19 protein-coding genes are annotated in these 17,170 nt (G+C 69.6%); 8 read left to right on the top strand and 11 right to left on the bottom strand.

Annotated features, from left to right (window positions below; genetic code table 11):
• Positions 1–444: 444 nt before the first annotated feature.
• Positions 445–1,341, top strand: coding sequence for a GNAT family N-acetyltransferase (locus ACWCWD_RS04640; protein ID WP_450770199.1), 897 nt, complete (start codon positions 445–447; stop codon positions 1,339–1,341).
• 117 nt (positions 1,342–1,458) lie between these two features.
• Here ACWCWD_RS04640 and ACWCWD_RS04635 read toward each other — a convergent pair whose 3' ends face one another.
• A complete protein-coding gene (locus ACWCWD_RS04635) occupies positions 1,459–1,887 on the bottom strand; it encodes a GlcG/HbpS family heme-binding protein (protein WP_450770197.1) in 429 nt (142 codons plus the stop codon).
• Positions 1,888–1,960: 73 nt separating this feature from the next.
• Entirely contained in the window at positions 1,961–3,172 is a 1,212-nt protein-coding gene (locus ACWCWD_RS04630) for an MFS transporter (protein WP_450770196.1), read from the bottom strand.
• Between the two features lie 138 nt (positions 3,173–3,310).
• Between ACWCWD_RS04630 and ACWCWD_RS04625 the strand changes: the two genes are divergently transcribed.
• A complete protein-coding gene (locus ACWCWD_RS04625) occupies positions 3,311–3,769 on the top strand; it encodes a MarR family winged helix-turn-helix transcriptional regulator (protein ID WP_450770194.1) in 459 nt (152 codons plus the stop codon).
• 70 nt (positions 3,770–3,839) lie between these two features.
• Positions 3,840–4,292 carry an N-acetyltransferase family protein gene (locus tag ACWCWD_RS04620; RefSeq protein ID WP_450770193.1) on the top strand — a complete coding sequence of 151 codons (453 nt, stop codon included), beginning with the start codon at positions 3,840–3,842 and terminating at the stop codon, positions 4,290–4,292.
• 84 nt (positions 4,293–4,376) lie between these two features.
• On the opposite strand, the gene ACWCWD_RS04615 is transcribed toward ACWCWD_RS04620, so the two are convergent.
• Entirely contained in the window at positions 4,377–5,759 is a 1,383-nt protein-coding gene (locus ACWCWD_RS04615) for a serine hydrolase domain-containing protein (RefSeq protein ID WP_450770192.1), read from the bottom strand.
• Between the two features lie 93 nt (positions 5,760–5,852).
• Entirely contained in the window at positions 5,853–6,215 is a 363-nt protein-coding gene (locus tag ACWCWD_RS04610) for a MerR family transcriptional regulator (RefSeq protein WP_450770190.1), read from the bottom strand.
• Between the two features lie 59 nt (positions 6,216–6,274).
• On the opposite strand from ACWCWD_RS04610, the gene ACWCWD_RS04605 reads away from it, so the two are divergent.
• Positions 6,275–6,613 (top strand): putative quinol monooxygenase, encoded by a 339-nt coding sequence (locus ACWCWD_RS04605; protein WP_450770189.1) that lies wholly within the window; start codon positions 6,275–6,277, stop codon positions 6,611–6,613.
• 54 nt (positions 6,614–6,667) lie between these two features.
• On the opposite strand, the gene ACWCWD_RS04600 is transcribed toward ACWCWD_RS04605, so the two are convergent.
• On the bottom strand, positions 6,668–7,123 hold the full coding sequence (locus ACWCWD_RS04600; protein WP_450770187.1) for a hypothetical protein: 456 nt from the start codon (positions 7,121–7,123) through the stop codon (positions 6,668–6,670).
• A 122-nt stretch (positions 7,124–7,245) separates the two neighbouring features.
• Positions 7,246–8,712 carry a replicative DNA helicase gene (gene dnaB, locus ACWCWD_RS04595; protein ID WP_450770379.1) on the bottom strand — a complete coding sequence of 489 codons (1,467 nt, stop codon included), beginning with the start codon at positions 8,710–8,712 and terminating at the stop codon, positions 7,246–7,248.
• A gap of 476 nt (positions 8,713–9,188) precedes the next feature.
• Between dnaB and ACWCWD_RS04590 the strand changes: the two genes are divergently transcribed.
• Positions 9,189–10,526, top strand: coding sequence for an MATE family efflux transporter (locus ACWCWD_RS04590; RefSeq protein ID WP_450770185.1), 1,338 nt, complete (start codon positions 9,189–9,191; stop codon positions 10,524–10,526).
• Between the two features lie 266 nt (positions 10,527–10,792).
• Here the strand turns inward: ACWCWD_RS04590 and rplI are convergent, their stop codons facing one another.
• From rplI to rpsF, 4 genes are all read right to left on the bottom strand, one after another.
• A complete protein-coding gene (gene rplI / locus ACWCWD_RS04585; protein WP_266706586.1) occupies positions 10,793–11,239 on the bottom strand; it encodes a 50S ribosomal protein L9 in 447 nt (148 codons plus the stop codon).
• A gap of 18 nt (positions 11,240–11,257) precedes the next feature.
• Complete coding sequence (gene rpsR, locus ACWCWD_RS04580) at positions 11,258–11,494, bottom strand: 30S ribosomal protein S18 (RefSeq protein WP_003967857.1); 237 nt, start codon at positions 11,492–11,494, stop codon at positions 11,258–11,260.
• A gap of 44 nt (positions 11,495–11,538) precedes the next feature.
• Positions 11,539–12,144, bottom strand: coding sequence for a single-stranded DNA-binding protein (locus tag ACWCWD_RS04575; protein WP_390964077.1), 606 nt, complete (start codon positions 12,142–12,144; stop codon positions 11,539–11,541).
• Positions 12,145–12,215: 71 nt separating this feature from the next.
• Positions 12,216–12,506, bottom strand: a complete 291-nt coding sequence (gene rpsF / locus ACWCWD_RS04570; RefSeq protein ID WP_266706588.1) for a 30S ribosomal protein S6 — start codon at positions 12,504–12,506, stop codon at positions 12,216–12,218.
• Between the two features lie 277 nt (positions 12,507–12,783).
• On the opposite strand from rpsF, the gene ACWCWD_RS04565 reads away from it, so the two are divergent.
• The 3 genes from ACWCWD_RS04565 (at position 12,784) to ACWCWD_RS04555 (ending at position 15,565) form a co-directional block, all read left to right on the top strand.
• Positions 12,784–13,110: a hypothetical protein gene (locus ACWCWD_RS04565; RefSeq protein WP_450770182.1), complete on the top strand. Its 327-nt coding sequence runs from the start codon at positions 12,784–12,786 to the stop codon at positions 13,108–13,110.
• Positions 13,111–13,307: 197 nt separating this feature from the next.
• Positions 13,308–14,426, top strand: coding sequence for a lipid II:glycine glycyltransferase FemX (locus ACWCWD_RS04560; protein ID WP_450770181.1), 1,119 nt, complete (start codon positions 13,308–13,310; stop codon positions 14,424–14,426).
• 107 nt (positions 14,427–14,533) lie between these two features.
• Positions 14,534–15,565, top strand: a complete 1,032-nt coding sequence (locus ACWCWD_RS04555) for an alanine racemase (protein ID WP_390964081.1) — start codon at positions 14,534–14,536, stop codon at positions 15,563–15,565.
• Positions 15,566–15,593: 28 nt separating this feature from the next.
• Here ACWCWD_RS04555 and ACWCWD_RS04550 read toward each other — a convergent pair whose 3' ends face one another.
• Complete coding sequence (locus ACWCWD_RS04550; RefSeq protein ID WP_450770179.1) at positions 15,594–17,093, bottom strand: glycosyltransferase family 87 protein; 1,500 nt, start codon at positions 17,091–17,093, stop codon at positions 15,594–15,596.
• Positions 17,094–17,170: the final 77 nt, after the last annotated feature.

Raw genomic sequence — 17,170 nt, 5'->3', positions numbered from 1 at the left:
GGGGCGGGGCGCGGAGAGCGGGCGGTCCGCCGTCGGCGGGGCGGCGGAGGTGCGGTGGGTGGCTGCGGAGATTCGGCAGCCGGATTACTGGTCGGAGCGTCCATGACTGTGCCTCGCCTCGAACTGTCTCTCGGTCGACTGACTGGCCCGACACGGTTCGCGGCTCCCCGGTCCGCAGTCTGCCGGATCCTTCGGCACAACGGGCGCATCACGGGAATTCCGGTACGCCTCGTCGCCGTCGGCGTGGCCGGGGTGCGTGTTTCACGTGAAACACGGGTCACGGCCGGGCGTGCCACGGGCCCCCGTAGGTCCTCGCACCGACGCCCGACCGCCTACCGGAAGGCGTACGGACGGCGAGCCACCCGGAACAGGCGCGGAAAACCTTGGCGAAGGAAGCGACAAAACGGTGGACGGGCCGCCTCGGTGTCGGAGAGCCTGGCTCCCATGCCCAGCATCCGGCACGGCCTGCCCGACGACCTGCCCATCCGGCACCTCACCAGGGGCGACCTGATCGCCTGTGCCGATCTCAGCGAGGACCGGGGCTGGCCCCGGGACGAACACCGGTGGGGCCTGCTCCTCGGGGCGGGTACGGGGTACGGCATCGACGACCCCGCGGGGAAAGGGCTGGCGGCCGCCTGTGTGGTGACCTCTTACCAGCCGTCCCACGCGGCGCTCGGCATGACGCTCGTCGCCGAGCGGTTCGCACGGCAGGGCCTGGGCCGGCGTCTGCTCCTGCATGTCCTCGCGGAACACGGAGAGACTCCGCTGACCCTCTTCGCGACGGATCAGGGGCGGCCCCTCTACGAAGGGCTCGGCTTCGCGGTGGTGGGGAGTGTGGAGCGGTCCGTGGGACGGTTCCTGCCGGAGGACGTCCCGGTGCGGGCCTCCGAAGAGGCGGACGGCTCGTCCGCCCCGACGACGCGTCGGGCGACGGCCCGGGACCTCCCGGCGATCATGGCGCTCGATGCCTCGGCCTTCGGCGCCGAGCGGACCCAGATGCTCGCGCGGCTCCCCGCCTTCTCGGACCACTTCCGGGTCGCCGAGCGGGCGGGTGAGCTGGTGGGGTTCGCCGCGCTCTGGCCCAGCGACGGGAGTCATGTGATCGGGCCGCTCGTCGCACCGGACTCGGACACCGCCAAGGCGCTGGTGGCCTCGCTCGCCTCGGAGACGGACCTCGTGCTGCGGACGGAGATCGACACCCGCCACACCGAGCTGCGTGGCTGGCTCGCCGAACGCGGCTTGGCGGCAGTGTCCCGTACGGCGGTGATGACCAGGGGGTGCCAGGACGTGCCCGGCGACTGGAGCCGCAGGTTCGCACCGCTGACGATCGCGACCGGCTGACACGACGGGCCGCCGTCCTGCGGGTGCCGGCAGCCGTCCGGCGGGTGCCGCTGCCCCGAAGCCCCGCGGCCGTACGGGCAGCGGGGCTTCGGGGCAGCGGGGCGTCCGGGAGAACCGTCAGACCAGCGAGGCGACGGCGCCGGTGGCGAAGCCGTGGTCCTGCTCGGGGGCACCGCCACCGACACCCACGGCGCCGATCAGCTGACCGTCGCGGTGCACCGGCACGCCGCCCGCGATGAAGAGCAGCGGGCGGTCGAGCGCGGTGGTGAGCGAGTGGAAGATCCCGCCGGGCTGGACGGCGTCCACGAGGTCGGCCGTGGGGGAGTTCAGCTGCAGCGCGGTGTAGGCCTTGCGGGTGCTGGTCTCGCCCGCGATGAGAACGGCGCGGTCGTCCCGGCGGAAGGCGAGCAGGTTCCCGCCGGCGTCGAGCACGGTGACGGCGGCGGCGACACCGGCCGCCTCGGCGGCGGTACGGGCGGCCTCGATCAGGGTCTCCGCGTCCTCGATGGTGAGCGGGGCGACGGCGGTGCGGGTGGTGGTGCTCATGGTGTTCTCCTGCGTGATCCGTGATGGGGGTGGGGAAGGCGGGCGCTCGCGCGAACCGCCCGGAGGGGGTGAGTCAGGACCGGGCCGCGGTCGCGGCGGCCGGTTCGGGGGTGTGCGAGGCGACGATCCGGCCGTCCCGTGCCTGGCGGCGCTCCAGCAGGCTGGACAGCACGGCGAGGATCAGGGCGGCTCCCGCGAGTGCGGCGCCGACCCAGTTGGGTGCGGTGTAACTGAAGCCGGCCGCGATCACCATGCCGCCGAGCCAGGCGGAGAGCGCGTTGCCCAGGTTGAAGGCGCCGATGTTGACCGCCGAGGCCAGCGTCGGAGCACCCGAAGCCTGGTCCAGCACCCGCTTCTGCAGGGGCGGCACGGTGGCGAATCCCAGGGCGCCGATGAGGACGACGGTGACGGCTGCGGCGACCTTGTTGTGCGCGGTCACGGTGAACAGGGCGAGCACGACCGCGAGGGCCCCGAGCGTGACGAAGAGCATCGGCATCAGATGCCGGTCCGCGAACTTTCCGCCCAGCAGGTTGCCGGCCACCATGCCGATCCCGAAGAGGACCAGCAGCCAGGTGACCGAGGACGGCGCGAAGCCGGCGATCCCGGTCATCATCGGGGTGATGTAGGTGATCGCGGCGAAGACGCCGCCGAAGCCCAGCACGGTCATGGCCATGGCCAGCAGGACCTGCACGTTCCGGAAGGCCGCCAGCTCATGACGGAGCCGTACGCCTTCGGGACGGGGCTGCTCGGGTACGAGCTTCGCCACGCCGAGCAGGCCGAGCACGCCGAGGGCGGCGACCACGAGGAAGGTGACCCGCCAGCCGGCGGTCTGACCGATGTACGTGCCCAGCGGAACACCGACCACGTTGGCGACGGTGAGTCCGGTGAACATCATGGCGATGGCACCGGCCTTCTTCTGCGGGGCCACCAGATCGGCCGCGACGACCGATCCGATGCCGAAGAAGGCTCCGTGGGCGAGCGAGGCGATCACGCGTCCGACGATCATGACGCCGAAGACCGGGGCCAGGGCCGACACGATATTGCCGATGATGAAGAGGCCCATCAACAGCATCAGCATGCGCTTGCGGCTGACCTTGGTGCCCAGCAGCGTCATGAGCGGGGCGCCCACGACCACACCGAGCGCGTACCCCGTGACCAGGAAGCCCGCGGTCGGGATGGACACCTGGAAGTCCGCGGCCACCTCGGGGAGCAACCCCATGATCACGAACTCGGTGGTCCCGATTCCGAAAGCCCCGATGGCGAGGGCTAGAAGCGCCAGCGGCATGGATTCACCTCTCCTGAAGATTGCGTCTGCGCCTTACGAGCGTCCACAATAATTGCAGACGCTGGTTAATTGCAAGCGCGGGCTATTGCGTACGTCCCCTATCCTGGAGGCAAGCAGCTCCCGCACGGAGGAGAGACGATGACCGCGACGGACCCCGCCCTGACCGCCCTGTCGCAGGGCTGGTGCGCTCTTTCCCTGCTGCACGGAAGGATCGAGGCGCACATCGAGCGGGCCCTGCAGACCGGTCACGACCTCAGCGTCCGCGAGTACTCGCTGCTGGACGTCCTGAGCCGGCAGCACCAGGGCCCGGGCGGCCATCTCCAGATGAAGCAGGTGGCCGACGCCGTCGTGCTCAGCCAGAGCGCCACCACACGCCTGGTGACCCGCCTGGAGGACAGGGGACTGCTCACCCGGTACCTCTGCGACACGGACCGCCGGGGCATCTACACCGACGTGACGGAAGCGGGCCTCGCCCTGCTCACCGAGGCCCGGCCCACCAACGACACCGCCCTGCGGGACGCCCTGGACGAAGCGGCCGAGCACCCCGAACTGGCGCCGCTCGTGAGGGCGGTCGAGGGGCTCAAGGTCCCGGCGTAGACACTCTCCGGCGGAGCGGGAGTACCGCCCCGACGGGGAGCCACGGCACGCGCTGCGTAGGGTGCCGATCATGACGGAACTGCTGATACGGCCCGCGACCTTGGCCGACGTCCCGGCCATCGTCTCGATGCTCGCCAACGATCCCCTGGGCGCGCAGCGCGAGTCGCCCGACGACCTCTCACCGTACGAGAAGGCGTACCGCCGCCTCACGGACGACGCGAACCAGTATCTGATGGTCGCCGTACGGGGCGACCAGGTGGTGGGCACGGCCCAACTCACCATCATTCCCGGCCTGTCACGGCGGGGTGCCACCCGTTCCGTCATCGAGGGTGTCCGGGTGCACAGCGAGGAGCGCGGCAACGGACTCGGTACCCGGCTGATCCAGTGGGCCGTGGACGAATCCCGGCGCCAGGAGTGCCAGTTGGTCCAGCTGACCTCGGACGCGACCCGGACGGATGCGCACCGCTTCTACGAGCGTCTCGGCTTCACCCCGAGCCACGTGGGATTCAAGCTCGCGCTCTGAGCCCGCCGTTCACCGGCCCAGGGCTGTCCGGTCCGGTGTTTCACGTGAAACACCGGACCGGACGGGGCGCACCGGATGCTGCTCTCAGCGAGCCAGCCCTCGCCAGCCCTCCGGGTCCACGCCCCCGGGGATGGCGGCCGCCGGGTCGTAGGGCTCACGGGTGAAGACGAAGGAGCCCAGGTCGAGATGGGCCACCGACCCGTCGGCGTTCCGCACGATCCGCAGCCGCTCCCCCGCGTGGTACCCGTTGAGTCCGGTCCAGCTGCCGTCCGGCTCAGCCCGGAGTTTCGCACCCCGGCCGGAACCGGTCAGCGGAGCCAGTTCCAGGCAGCGGTCGTCGAGCAGCTTCACCACGTACCGCTGGGTGCCCCAGTACCAGGGTCCGGTCAGGGCCAGCAGGTCCTGGTCGACCTCCGGCAGCGGGCGCCAGGGTTCCGGGATGCGGGGCTCCACCTCCGCGACGATCCGCACGAGGTCCTGGGCCACCTCGGTGATGGGGGGCCCTGAGGTCGCGTTGGTGAGCACGACGGCGGCCACGTCGTCCTCCGCGCACACCCAGAGGCAGGCCAGGAAGCCGGGCAACGAACCCGAGTGCCCGAAGAGGGTGCGCCCGTCCCGGTGGACAACCTGGAGCCCGAGCCCGTACGTACCCGTCCAGTCGCCGCTTTCGAGCGGCACCGAGGGGGCCCGCATCTCCCGGACCGAGGAGGCGCTCAGGACCCGGTCGTCCCCCTCGGCGAGGAAGCGGGCGAAGGTGAGCAGGTCTCCCACGGTCGACCAGAGCTGCCCGGCGGGGGCCATCAGCCCCAGGTCATGGCTCGGCTCGGGCAGCAACACGTCGGCCCACGGGTGCACGGCCCAGCCTCCCGCGTGCGGAGCCTGGGGGTCCGCGCTCGTACGACGCATCCCCAGCGGCTCAAGGATCTCGCGCCGCAGCAGCGCCTCCCAGGAGTCCCCGCGCACGGCCTCGACAAGGGAACCGAGCACGGTGTACCCGGGGTTCGAGTAATGGTGACGGAGACCGGCCGGGTGCCGGACGGGCTGCTCGCCGAGGACGGCGGCCAGGTCGGGGCGGGTCTCCCCCGGCGTCCGCTCCCACCACGGGGACGGGGTCTCGGCGGTGAGCCCGGCCCCGTGGCCGAGGAGCTGACGGATGCTCACGTCCCCGACGCCCGAGCCCGGCAGGTGCTTCTCCACCTGGTCGTCCAGATCGAGCAGCCCCTCGTCCCTCAGCCGGAGCACCAGGACGGCGGTGAAGGTCTTGGTGATCGAGCCGATCCGGTACTGCGTGTCGCTGTCGGGCTCATGTCCGTCGACACAACTGCGCCCCCCGCTCCAGCCGATCCGTCCGTCCCGGAGCACTCCGGCCACCATCGAGGGGGTGCGCCCCTCCCGCTGGGCGGTGGCGGTGCGGTGCAGCAGGGCCCGTCGGGTGGCCGGCAGCAGTTCTTCGTTCCATGACGTCATGGAACGAAGAATGATCGAAAGCGGCGTCGCCTCGCGAATCCATTCCGCTCCGAAGCGCCCTGGCCGGTGCACCGGCCAGGGCGCTTACACGGGTCAGGGCGCGGACGCACCCTCGCGGGCCTGGGTGGCGGTGATGAACCCGGTCAGCGACGTACGCGCGTCCGACAGCGCGGAGATCCGGTCGTCCAGACCCCGCAGGTGATCCTGGAGAACCTCCAGCCTGCAGCCGTCGACCGTGCCGTCCCCACCGACGCACGGCAGCAGATCCCGGATGACCCGGGTCGGCAGACCCGCGTCCAGGAACGAGCGGATGCGGCGGACTGCGGCGGGGGCGCCGTCCTCGTAACGGCGGTGGCCGCTCGCGAGGCGGTGGGACTCCAGGAGGCCCTGCTCCTCGTAGTAGCGCAGCAGCCGGACAGAGGTACCCGTCACCTCGGACAGCTCACCGATCTTCATGTGGCGCTCCTCACAACCGCTTGAACCTCACACGGATGAGAGATCCTACTGTCGCAGCCATGACGAACACACGGAACACGGCTCGCCCCATCGCCCTCTACGGATTCCTCCGGCCCCGGCCGGAGCGCGCGGACGAGGTCCGGCGCATTCTCCTCTCCTTCGTGGAACCCACCCGGCAGGAACCCGGCAACCTGCAGTACCACCTGCACGAGCACGAGGACGGCCGCTTCTTCCTGTACGAGGTCTGGCGCTCCCAGGAGGACCTCGACCGCCACAACGCGACGCCCCCGCTGCGCGCCTTCCTGGAGAACCTGCCGACCTACCTGGAGGGACCCTCGGACGGCTTCTTCAACACCATGATCAGCCCGTACGAGGAAGGTGTACCGGTCCCCGCGTGAAGACGCAGCGACGGGCCGCCCGGTCCACGGCATCCTGCGGACGGGTCCTGGCGGTCAGTAGCTCCAGCTGTAGAGGCCGCCACCCGTGGTGACCGCGGATGCCGCCAGCCGGGACACTCCTCGCAGGACCGCCGGCAGATCATCGTCGGTCATCTCGTCCCCGTCGTCAGCTCTGAGCCTCGCGGTCCAGCGGACCCCGAGCTCTTCCAACTCGGTCGGGTTGGCGTCGGCCAGCGCCCGGACCAACCGCGGCGGCAGAGCGAACACCTCGATGCCATCGTTCAAGGGCGCGGTGACCCACTCCGGCCAGGGCCGCCACGCAAGGAGCTGCTCGATCGGCGGGACCTCGGCAGAGGGCTCCACGAAGTACATGTCCCACTCCGCGATGGCACGGTCCGGCTCCATGAAACGGCAGGCCACCGAAGCAAACGCCGGGCCAGGTCCCCGACGGCGTGTCGCGGCGGCGCTCTCGTCGTCCGGAGCGAGGAAGAACACGATGTCGTGAGCCATCTCAGCATGGTGGCAGCCGGCCGAGCCGAGCGCCTGCCCCGCCCAGAAAGCTGGTCTCCGTCCCGCGCCCTGTTGGCCACGGGGTGTCGCCACGCGTCCCGGGAACCCGCGAAAGCGGCGGATCAGGTCTGTGCCATGTCCACGAAGCGGGAGTAGTGGCCCTGGAAGGCCACGGTGATCGTCGCGGTGGGGCCGTTACGGTGCTTGGCGACGATCAGGTCCGCCTCACCGGCGCGGGGCGATTCCTTCTCGTACGCGTCCTCACGGTGCAGCAGGATGACCATGTCGGCGTCCTGCTCGATGGAGCCGGACTCACGGAGGTCGGAGACCATCGGCTTCTTGTCCGTCCGCTGCTCGGGACCTCGGTTCAGCTGGGAAAGCGCGATGACCGGGAGCTCCAGCTCCTTCGCGAGCAGCTTGAGGTTTCGGGACATGTCCGAGACCTCCTGCTGACGGCTCTCGGCGCGCTTCGCGCCACCGGACTGCATCAGCTGGAGGTAGTCGATGACCACCAGCTTCAGGTCGTTGCGCTGCTTCAGACGACGGCACTTCGCCCGGATCTCCATCATGGAGAGGTTGGGCGAGTCGTCGATGTACAGCGGGGCAGCCGACACGTCCGGCATCCGCCGGGCCAGCCGGGTCCAGTCCTCGTCCGTCATCGTGCCCGAGCGCATGTGGTGCAGCGCCACCCGTGCCTCCGCCGAGAGCAGACGCATCGCGATCTCGTTCCGCCCCATTTCCAGGGAGAAGATCACGCTCGGAAGGTTTCCCTTGATCGAACAGGCCCGGGCGAAGTCCAGCGCCAGGGTCGACTTACCCATGGCGGGACGGGCGGCGATGACGATCATCTGACCGGGATGCAGGCCGTTGGTCAGCGCGTCGAGATCGGTGAACCCGGTCGGGACACCGGTCATCTCCCCGCTGCGGGAGCCGATCGCCTCGATCTCGTCGAGCGCCCCCTCCATGATGTCGCCGAGCGGCAGATAGTCCTCGCTGGTGCGCTGCTCGGTGACGGCGTAGATCTCGGCCTGGGCGGAGTTGACGATCTCGTCGACGTCCCCGTCGGCCGCGTAGCCCATCTGTGTGATCTTCGTACCTGCTTCGACCAGGCGGCGCAGTACGGCACGCTCGTGGACGATCTCGGCGTAGTACGAGGCGTTCGCCGCGGTCGGCACCGACTGGACGAGGGTGTGGAGGTACGGGGCGCCGCCGACCTTGGTGATCTCGCCACGCCGGACCAGCTCGGCGGCGACCGTGATCGGGTCGGCCGGCTCGCCCTTGGCGTAGAGATCGAGGATGGCCGTGAAGACGGTCTCGTGGGCGGGGCGGTAAAAGTCGTGCCCCTTGATGACCTCCACGACCTCCGCGATGGCGTCCTTGGAGAGCAGCATGCCGCCGAGCACCGACTGCTCGGCGTCCAGGTCCTGCGGGGGAACCCGCTCGAACCCCGGGGAGCCGCCGTCCCAGCCGCTGTCGCGGTCCCGGTCGTGCTGGTCGTCCCGTCCGCCGCGGTCACTACGCTCACCGCGACGCTGGCGGGAGACAGGCAGCCGGTCACTGGGACCGACGTCGGCCCAGGGCTCGTCCAAAGGCTCGGGAATGCTCACCGGGCCACCTCCTCCCGTCCGCTTCGCGGACCTAGCCATGCCACTCTTTCTTACGGCACGGCACCGACAAACAGGACACCCGACTCCGCTTCCGGCGCTTCGATCTCAACGCGTTCGCGAGCACGGTCGGAGTACGGGCGACGGTCCACGGTAGGCCGCTCAGCACCGTCAGCCAATCTGGTTATCCACAGGGCATGTGGACGACCGACCAGATGCTGTGGAGAAGTCCGCCGTTCCTGTGCACGGAGCGGGGGACAGCACTGTGGACAAACTCATAGCATCAGCGTGCACACACCCCTGACCTGGCTTTTCTCCGTCCACTGACTGTGGGGGAGAAAAACTTTCCCGCATCGCTCAAGATCATCACGAACGGCGCGTGGCCCAGTGCACAGCCCTGGCAAAAGTAAGGATCACAAAGGGCTTGCATGTATTACCTGTGGAAGATTGGATTGGCTCTCATGACCAAGGCCCCCGCGACAACCGCATCCGGTCGACGACGGCACGACCGGGAGATCATCGCCCTCGCCGTGCCCGCCTTCGGCGCACTCGTGGCCGAGCCTCTCTTCCTCATGGTGGACAGCGCGATCGTGGGCCACCTCGGCACCCGGCAACTGGCCGGGCTCGGGGTGTCCGCCGCTCTCCTGTCGACCGCCGTCAGCGTCTTCGTCTTCCTCGCCTACGCCACCACCGCGGCCGTCGCCCGCCGCCTCGGCGCGGGCGATCTCGCCTCCGCGATCCGACAGGGCATGGACGGCATCTGGCTCGCCCTGCTCCTCGGCGCCCTGGTCGTCGCCGCCGTTCTTCCCACCGCGCCATGGATCGTCGACATCTTCGGCGCTTCCTCGACTGCCGCCCCGTACGCGACGACCTACCTCCGCATCTCGACGCTCGGGATACCGGCCATGCTCGTCGTGCTGGCGGCGACCGGGGTACTCCGCGGACTCCAGGACACCCGCACCCCGCTCTACGTCGCCATCGGGGGCTTCTCCGCCAACGCGATCCTCAACGCGGCCCTGGTCTACGGCGCCGGCCTCGGCATCGCGGGGTCCGCCTGGGGCACCGTGATCGCACAGATGGGCATGGCTGCCGCCTACCTGACCGTGGTCGTCCGCGGAGCCCGCCGGCACAAGGCGTCGCTCCGTCCCGACGTGGCGGGCATCCGCGCGAGCGCCCAGGCGGGTGTCCCGCTGCTGATCCGTACGCTCTCGCTGCGCGCGGTACTGGTCATCGCCACCGCGGTCGCCGCGCGCCTCGGTGACGTGGACATCGCAGCTCACCAGATCGTCCTCTCGCTCTGGACCCTGACAGCCTTCGCCCTGGACGCCATCGCCATCGCCGGCCAGGCGATCATCGGGCGGTATCTCGGTGCCGACGACGCGAAGGGCGCACGCGAGGCGTGCCGCCGGATGGTGGAGTGGGGCCTCGCCGCAGGGGTGGTGCTCGGCGGCCTCATCGTGCTCGCCCGGCCTCTCTTCATCCCGCTCTTCACCAGCGACCCCTCCGTACGCGACACCCTGCTGCCCGCGCTGCTGGTGGTGGCGGTCTCCCAGCCGATCGCTGGCGTGGTCTTCATCCTGGACGGCGTACTCATGGGCGCCGGGGACGGGCGGTATCTGGCGCTGGCCATGATCGTCACCCTGGCCGTCTTCGCCCCGGTCGCCCTGTTGATCCCCACCCTCGGCGGCGGGCTCACCGCACTCTGGTGGGCCATGGACCTGATGATGGCCGTCCGGCTGATCACCCTCTGGCTGCGCGCCCGCTCGGGACGCTGGGTCGTCACCGGCGCCACCCGCTGATCCGGCCCCGGGCGAGGCAGGGGCTCAGGACTCAGGGCTCAAAGCTCAGAGCTCAGGAGCTGCTCAAGGGGTCAGAAGTTCGGAGACGAAAGCCATGTTTCACGTGAAACAGCCGGGCCTCCCCCAGAAGCTCATGTTTCACGTGAAACGACGTCACCTGAACGACCGCGCGGAAGACGACCACGCGGGAAACGACCGCGCGGGAAACGACGAAGGGCCGTACCCCGCGGGGTACGGCCCTTCACCTAACTCGTACGAGCACTGCCTCAGGCAGCGACAACCTCGACGCCGAGCTGCGCCGCAACCTCAGGGTGCAGGCGCACGGACACCTGGTGTCCGCCAAGGGTCTTGATCGGCGAACCGAACTCGACACGACGCTTGTCGACCTCCGGGCCACCGGCAGCCTTGATCGCCGAGGCGACGTCGGCCGGGGTGACGGAGCCGAAGAGGCGGCCGGCGTCGCCGGAGCGAACAGCCAGACGGACCTTCACGGACTCGAGCTTGGCCTTGATCTCGTTGGCCTGCTCGATCGTCGCGATCTCGTGGATCTTGCGGGCGCGGCGGATCTGCGCCACGTCCTTCTCGCCGCCCTTGGTCCAGCGGATGGCAAAGCCACGCGGGACCAGGTAGTTGCGAGCGTATCCGTCCTTGACGTCGACGACGTCGCCGGCGGCACCGAGGCCAGTGACCTCGTGGGTGAGGATGATCTTCATGTTTGCGTCACCCTTCCCTTATCGCGCGGTGGACGTGTAGGGCAGCAGCGCCATCTCACGGCTGTTCTTGACTGCCGTGGCGACGTCACGCTGGTGCTGCGTGCAGTTGCCGGTAACGCGGCGGGCACGGATCTTGCCGCGGTCGGAAATGAACTTCCGCAGCATGTTCGTGTCCTTGTAGTCCACGTACTGGGTCTTGTCCTTGCAGAACGCGCAGACCTTCTTCTTAGGCTTGCGCACAGGCGGCTTCGCCATGGTGTTTCTCCTGTGTGATCAAGAAGTGGGGGTACGAGCCGGACCTAGAAAGGAGGCTCGTCCGAGTAGCCGCCGCCGCTGGAACCGCCGGAGCTTCCGCCCCAGCCGCCCTGGCCCCCGCCCTGCTGGCCGCCGGAGGGTGCGCCGGTTGCCCACGGGTCGGCGTCGGGAGCGCCGCCGCCGCCCTGCTGGCCACCGCCACTGGGACCGCCGCCCCAGTTGCCGCCGCCCTGCTGGCCGCCGCCGTATCCACCCTGGCCGCCCTGGCCACCCTGGCCACCGCGACCAGCGGTCTTGGTGACCTTGGCCGTGGCGCTCTTCAGGCTGGGGCCGACTTCGTCGACATCCAGCTCGTAGACCGTGCGCTTGACGCCCTCACGGTCCTCGTAGGACCGCTGCTTCAGCCGGCCCTGCACAATGACGCGCATGCCTCGCTGAAGCGACTCCGCGACGTTCTCCGCCGCCTGACGCCAGACCGAGCAGGTGAGGAACAGGCCTTCGCCGTCCTTCCACTCATTGGTCTGCCGATCGAAGATGCGGGGTGTGGACGCGACACGGAACTTCGCGACCGCCGCACCGGACGAGGTGAAGCGCAGCTCGGGGTCGTCGACGAGATTGCCGACGACCGTGATGACGGTCTCGCCTGCCATGGATGAACCTCTCGGCGGGGATTGCTTGCTGCTTGCTGCTACTCGAACCCGATGACCACTGAGCTAGAAGCTCAGTGGGTCTCGGGACGGAGGACCTTGGTCCGGAGGACCGACTCGTTCAGGTTCATCTGGCGGTCGAGCTCCTTGACGACCGCAGGCTCGGCCTGCAGGTCGAGGACCGAGTAGATGCCCTCGGGCTTCTTCTTGATCTCGTAAGCGAGCCGACGACGGCCCCAGGTGTCGACCTTCTCAACCTTCCCGTTGCCCTCGCGGACGACGGAGAGGAAGTTCTCGATCAGGGGAGAGACAGCGCGCTCCTCCAGATCGGGGTCGAGGATGACCATCACCTCGTAGTGACGCATGTGGAACCCACCTCCTTTGGACTCAGCGGCCACGGTCGTTCCGTGGCAGGAGGGTCGTGATGCGTACGCATCGGTGTCCGTCGGGTGAAACAGCGGACTCGGCGGGCTCCTCGGAGGGAGGGCCGCCGGGCAGGCTCAAGGCAGACACCGGTGCAGACCGTACAGACTACCTGCCATGGGCCCCCGGGTTGAAATCCAGGGCCAAGGATGCGCAATCTGTACATATCGGATGTGAGCGGCGTCTCAGTGCGCCGCCCCTTCGGCAGGAGGCACTTTCATGGCCCAGGTAGCGCACACCCGCCCGCGGAACCGCCCCACCGGCTCCCTCTTCGCCACGGACGGCAGGCCCCATCCGCTCCAGGACACCCTGATGGTGGTGACCGGGGTGCTCGGTGTCCTCGCCTTCGTGACGGCCATGTTCCACAACCTGCACCTGCTCAGCTCATGGGCCGGGCTCGTCGGCATCCTGGTCGGCGGCTACGGGATGTGGATTTCCAGGACGACCTGGGAGCGGTTCGCCCTGATCATGGGCATCGGCTCCTCCGCCGTGGGCTTCTACCTCGGAATGGCCCACGGAGGGCTGTTCGGCGGCGTGATCAGCTGACCACCGCGTTCCCGTCCTCGGACGGTCCGGCCCGCTCCCGTCAGGGCCCCGGCGGCAACCCGCCGGGGCCCTTGCGTGACCGGCTCGCGGCCAAGTGCCGTACGGGCCAGAACGGGCGCTCCCCGCTCACAGTAGGCTTCGGCGCGAGAGCCGGAGCCCCTGACCGATGGGGACACACCTGCCGAGGAGCGCCCCGCATGAGCCTGACCCTGAGGACCATCAGCCGCGAGCAGCATCTGGCGTACATCCAGAGCCTGCCCGCGGCCAGTCACTGCCAGGTCCCGGCGTGGGCTGACGTGAAGACGGAGTGGCGGTCGGAGAGCCTCGGCTGGTTCGACAAGGCCGGTCAGATCGTCGGCGCCGGACTGGTGCTGTACCGACAGCTCCCCAAGATCAAGCGGTACCTCGCCTACCTCCCCGAGGGCCCGGTCATCAACTGGTACGCGCCCAACCTGGACGAGTGGCTCCAGCCGATGCTCGCCCACCTCAAGCAGCAGGGCGCCTTCTCGGTGAAGATGGGCCCGCCGGTCGTCATCCGCCGCTGGGACTCCACCGCCATCAAGGCCGGCATCCAGGACCCGGACGTGAAGCGTCTGCGGGACGTCGAGGCGACGGTCATCGAGCCGCGCGCGTTCGAGGTCGCGGACCGGCTGCGCAAGATGGGCTGGCAGCAGGGCGAGGACGGCGGCGCCGGCTTCGGTGACGTGCAGCCCCGCTTCGTCTTCCAGGTGCCGCTGGCGAACCGCTCCCTGGAGGACGTCCTCAAGGGCTTCAACCAGCTGTGGCGCCGCAACATCAAGAAGGCCGACAAGGCCGGTGTCGAGGTCGTCCAGGGCGGCTACGAAGACCTCGCCGAGTGGCAGCGGCTCTACGAGATCACGGCCGTGCGCGACCACTTCCGCCCGCGCCCCCTCTCGTACTTCCAGCGCATGTGGTCCGTCCTCAACTCCGAGGACCCCAACCGGATGCGGCTGTACTTCGCCCGCCACAACGGGGTCAACCTCTCGGCCGCGACCATGCTCGTCGTCGGCGGACACGTCTGGTACTCCTACGGCGCCTCCGACAACATCGGACGCGAGGTCCGGCCCTCCAACGCCATGCAGTGGCGCATGCTGCGCGACTCGTACGCGATGGGCGCGACCGTCTACGACCTGCGCGGCATCAGCGACTCGCTCGACGAGACCGACCACCTCTTCGGCCTGATCCAGTTCAAGGTCGGCACCGGCGGCGAGGCCGTCGAGTACGTCGGCGAGTGGGACTTCCCGCTCAACAAGCTCCTGCACAAGGCGCTCGACATCTACATGTCGCGACGCTGACGCGGCAGGTCCGGCCAACGACCGGGCCCGTTCGCTCCGTTGGATCCCTCCGTACGTTCTGCGATCTTCAGACACACCGCAGCCACCAGAAAGGTTCCGGGCCGGCCATGGCGCTCTCCCTCTACGTCGACACCGCGCGCTGGCGGGCGCACCAGAAGTCCGTGATCGATCAGTTCCCGGGGCTCGTGCCGGTCTGCAAGGGCAACGGTTACGGCTTCGGGCACGAGCGCCTGGCCGACGAGGCCATCCGCTTCGGCTCGGACATGCTGGCGGTCGGGACGACCTACGAGGCCGCCCGGATCAAGGACTGGTTCAGCGGGGACCTGCTCGTCCTCACCCCGTTCCGGCGGGGCGAGGAGCCGGTTCCGCTGCCCGACCGCGTGATCCGCTCGGTCTCCTCCGTCGACGGGGTGCACGGACTCGTCGGCGCCCGGGTCGTCATCGAGTGCATGAGCTCGATGAAGCGCCACGGGGTCAAGGAGGAGGAGCTGGGCCAGCTCCACGCCGCCATCGAGGACGTACGTCTCGAAGGCTTCGCGCTTCACCTCCCGCTGGACCGCACCGACGGTTCGGACGCGGTGGAGGAGGTCATCGGCTGGATGGACCGGCTGCGCAACGCCCGGCTGCCGCTGCACACCATGTTCGTCAGCCACCTCAAGGCGGCGGAGCTGGCCCGGCTGCAGCAGCAGTTCCCGCAGACCCGCTTCCGTGCCCGCATCGGCACCCGGCTCTGGCTCGGCGACCACGAGGCCACCGAGTACCGCGGGGCCGTGCTGGACGTGACCCCCGTCGTCAAGGGCGACCGCTTCGGCTACCGGCAGGGCAAGGCCGCGTCGGACGGCTGGCTCGTGGTCGTCGCCGGCGGTACGTCGCACGGGGTCGGTCTTGAGGCCCCCAAGGCCCTGCACGGCGTGATGCCGCGCGCCAAGGGCGTCGCGCGGGCCGGGCTGGCCACGGTCAACCGCAACCTGTCGCCGTTCGTCTGGTCGGGCAAGCAGCGCTGGTTCGCCGAGCCGCCGCACATGCAGGTGTCGATCCTCTTCGTGCCGTCGGACGCGCAGGAGCCGCGGGTCGGCGACGAACTCGTGGCACATCTGCGTCACACCACCACGCAGTTCGACCGTCTCGTCGAGCGCTGACGGAACCTCGGGGCGGGGCCGGCCGGCGTCAGTCGCCGGCCCCGCCGCCGCGCACCGCTCCCCAACCCGCCGGTTCGCCCCAGAACTCCTCCTCGTCGAACTCCCGGGTGCCCATGGGGGCCAGTACGAACACGTCCGGCGCCCCGTCGAGCACACCGCCCGAGGGGTCGTCCGAGCCGTCCTGCCGCACCACGTCCCGGTCCGGCCGCACGATGTCCCGTACGACCAGGGCGACGAGGTAGAGCGTGCCCAGCAGGTGCAGGACGACGGCGAGCTGGTAGCCGTCCTGCGGCAGGCCCTGGTGCTTGTCACCGCTGCTCGAATAGGCGAGGTACATCCAGATGCCGAGGAAGTACAGCACCTCGCACGCCTGCCAGATCAGGAAATCCCGCCAGCGCGGACGTGCCAGCGCGGCGAGCGGGATGAGCCAGAGCACGTACTGCGGTGAGTAGACCTTGTTCGTCAGGACGAAGGCAGCCACCACGAGGAACGCGAGCTGGGCGAACCTCGGCCGGTGCCGCCCCGCGAGCGCCAGCGCCGCGATGCCGAGGCAGCAGAGCCCCATCAGCACCACCGAGGCCGTGTTCACCACGGAGACTTCGATGGGCCGTTCGATGCGCTGCGAGAGGACCAGCCAGAACGACCCGAAGTCGACGGAACGCTCTTGGCTGAACGTGTAGAACTTCTTCCACCCCTCGGGGGCGTACAGCATCACCGGCAGGTTCACCACCAGCCAGGCCGCCGCGGCCGAGAAGGCGGCGACGAGGAACGGCCGCCACTTCCCCGCGCGCCAGCAGAGCAGCAGCAGTGGTCCGAGCAGCAGGACGGGGTAGAGCTTCGCCGCCGTCGCCAGGCCGATCAGGACACCGAACGCCACCGCCCGCCCGCGCGACCACATGAGCATCGCCGCGGCGGTCAGGGCGACGGCCAGCAGGTCCCAGTTGATCGTGGCGGTGAGCGCGAAGGCGGGCGCCAGGGCGACCAGCAGCCCGTCCCAGGGACGGCGGCGGTGGGTGCGCGCGACGCACACGACCGCCACGGCCGCGCAGATCATCAGCAGGCCGGCGTTGACGAGCCAGTACATCTGCTCGCGCTGCATCATCGGGTCGGTGTCCGGGGTGAGCGTGAGCCAGGAGGCGACCTGCATGAACAGCCCGGTCAGGACCGGGTATTCGAGGTACTGCATGTCCCCGCCGAGCCGGTCGAAGTACGGCAGCAGCCCGTCCGCGAAGCCCCGTCCGACGAACAGGTGGGGGATGTCGGAGTAGCAGGCGTGCGTGTACTGCGAGCTGGCGCCCCTGAACCAGGCCCAGTTGTAGCAGGGGAGTTTCTGCACCATGCCGAGCGCGAACATCCCGATCGCCACCAGGGCGACCACGCGCACGGCCGTCAGCCCTCCGCCGCCGAATCGTGCGAACCGGCCCGCCGGTCCGCCGATCAACTCGCTGCCCGCAGCGGCGATCTCGTCCCGTCGCGTGGGTGCGACGGCCCGCTCCTGGTCCTCGATGGTCTCTTCTGCGCTTGGCATGCGCCACATCCTGCCGTACGGGGCTGTGCGGGAGGCGGGGGACCGCCGGACACGGCGGAGGGCCGCCCGCACCTCGC

This window comes from Streptomyces sp. NPDC001493 (assembly GCF_053597235.1).
This window is presented reverse-complemented; position numbering and strand designations above follow the sequence as displayed.

Coding starts and splice junctions, on each gene's coding strand:
- ACWCWD_RS04640 (WP_450770199.1), top strand. CDS start 445: ATGCCCAGCATCCGGCACGGCCTGCCCGACGACCTGCCCATCCGGCAC.
- ACWCWD_RS04635 (WP_450770197.1), bottom strand. CDS start 1,887: ATGAGCACCACCACCCGCACCGCCGTCGCCCCGCTCACCATCGAGGAC.
- ACWCWD_RS04630 (WP_450770196.1), bottom strand. CDS start 3,172: ATGCCGCTGGCGCTTCTAGCCCTCGCCATCGGGGCTTTCGGAATCGGG.
- ACWCWD_RS04625 (WP_450770194.1), top strand. CDS start 3,311: ATGACCGCGACGGACCCCGCCCTGACCGCCCTGTCGCAGGGCTGGTGC.
- ACWCWD_RS04620 (WP_450770193.1), top strand. CDS start 3,840: ATGACGGAACTGCTGATACGGCCCGCGACCTTGGCCGACGTCCCGGCC.
- ACWCWD_RS04615 (WP_450770192.1), bottom strand. CDS start 5,759: ATGACGTCATGGAACGAAGAACTGCTGCCGGCCACCCGACGGGCCCTG.
- ACWCWD_RS04610 (WP_450770190.1), bottom strand. CDS start 6,215: ATGAAGATCGGTGAGCTGTCCGAGGTGACGGGTACCTCTGTCCGGCTG.
- ACWCWD_RS04605 (WP_450770189.1), top strand. CDS start 6,275: ATGACGAACACACGGAACACGGCTCGCCCCATCGCCCTCTACGGATTC.
- ACWCWD_RS04600 (WP_450770187.1), bottom strand. CDS start 7,123: ATGGCTCACGACATCGTGTTCTTCCTCGCTCCGGACGACGAGAGCGCC.
- ACWCWD_RS04590 (WP_450770185.1), top strand. CDS start 9,189: ATGACCAAGGCCCCCGCGACAACCGCATCCGGTCGACGACGGCACGAC.
- rplI (WP_266706586.1), bottom strand. CDS start 11,239: ATGAAGATCATCCTCACCCACGAGGTCACTGGCCTCGGTGCCGCCGGC.
- rpsR (WP_003967857.1), bottom strand. CDS start 11,494: ATGGCGAAGCCGCCTGTGCGCAAGCCTAAGAAGAAGGTCTGCGCGTTC.
- ACWCWD_RS04575 (WP_390964077.1), bottom strand. CDS start 12,144: ATGGCAGGCGAGACCGTCATCACGGTCGTCGGCAATCTCGTCGACGAC.
- rpsF (WP_266706588.1), bottom strand. CDS start 12,506: ATGCGTCACTACGAGGTGATGGTCATCCTCGACCCCGATCTGGAGGAG.
- ACWCWD_RS04565 (WP_450770182.1), top strand. CDS start 12,784: ATGGCCCAGGTAGCGCACACCCGCCCGCGGAACCGCCCCACCGGCTCC.
- ACWCWD_RS04560 (WP_450770181.1), top strand. CDS start 13,308: ATGAGCCTGACCCTGAGGACCATCAGCCGCGAGCAGCATCTGGCGTAC.
- ACWCWD_RS04555 (WP_390964081.1), top strand. CDS start 14,534: ATGGCGCTCTCCCTCTACGTCGACACCGCGCGCTGGCGGGCGCACCAG.
- ACWCWD_RS04550 (WP_450770179.1), bottom strand. CDS start 17,093: ATGCCAAGCGCAGAAGAGACCATCGAGGACCAGGAGCGGGCCGTCGCA.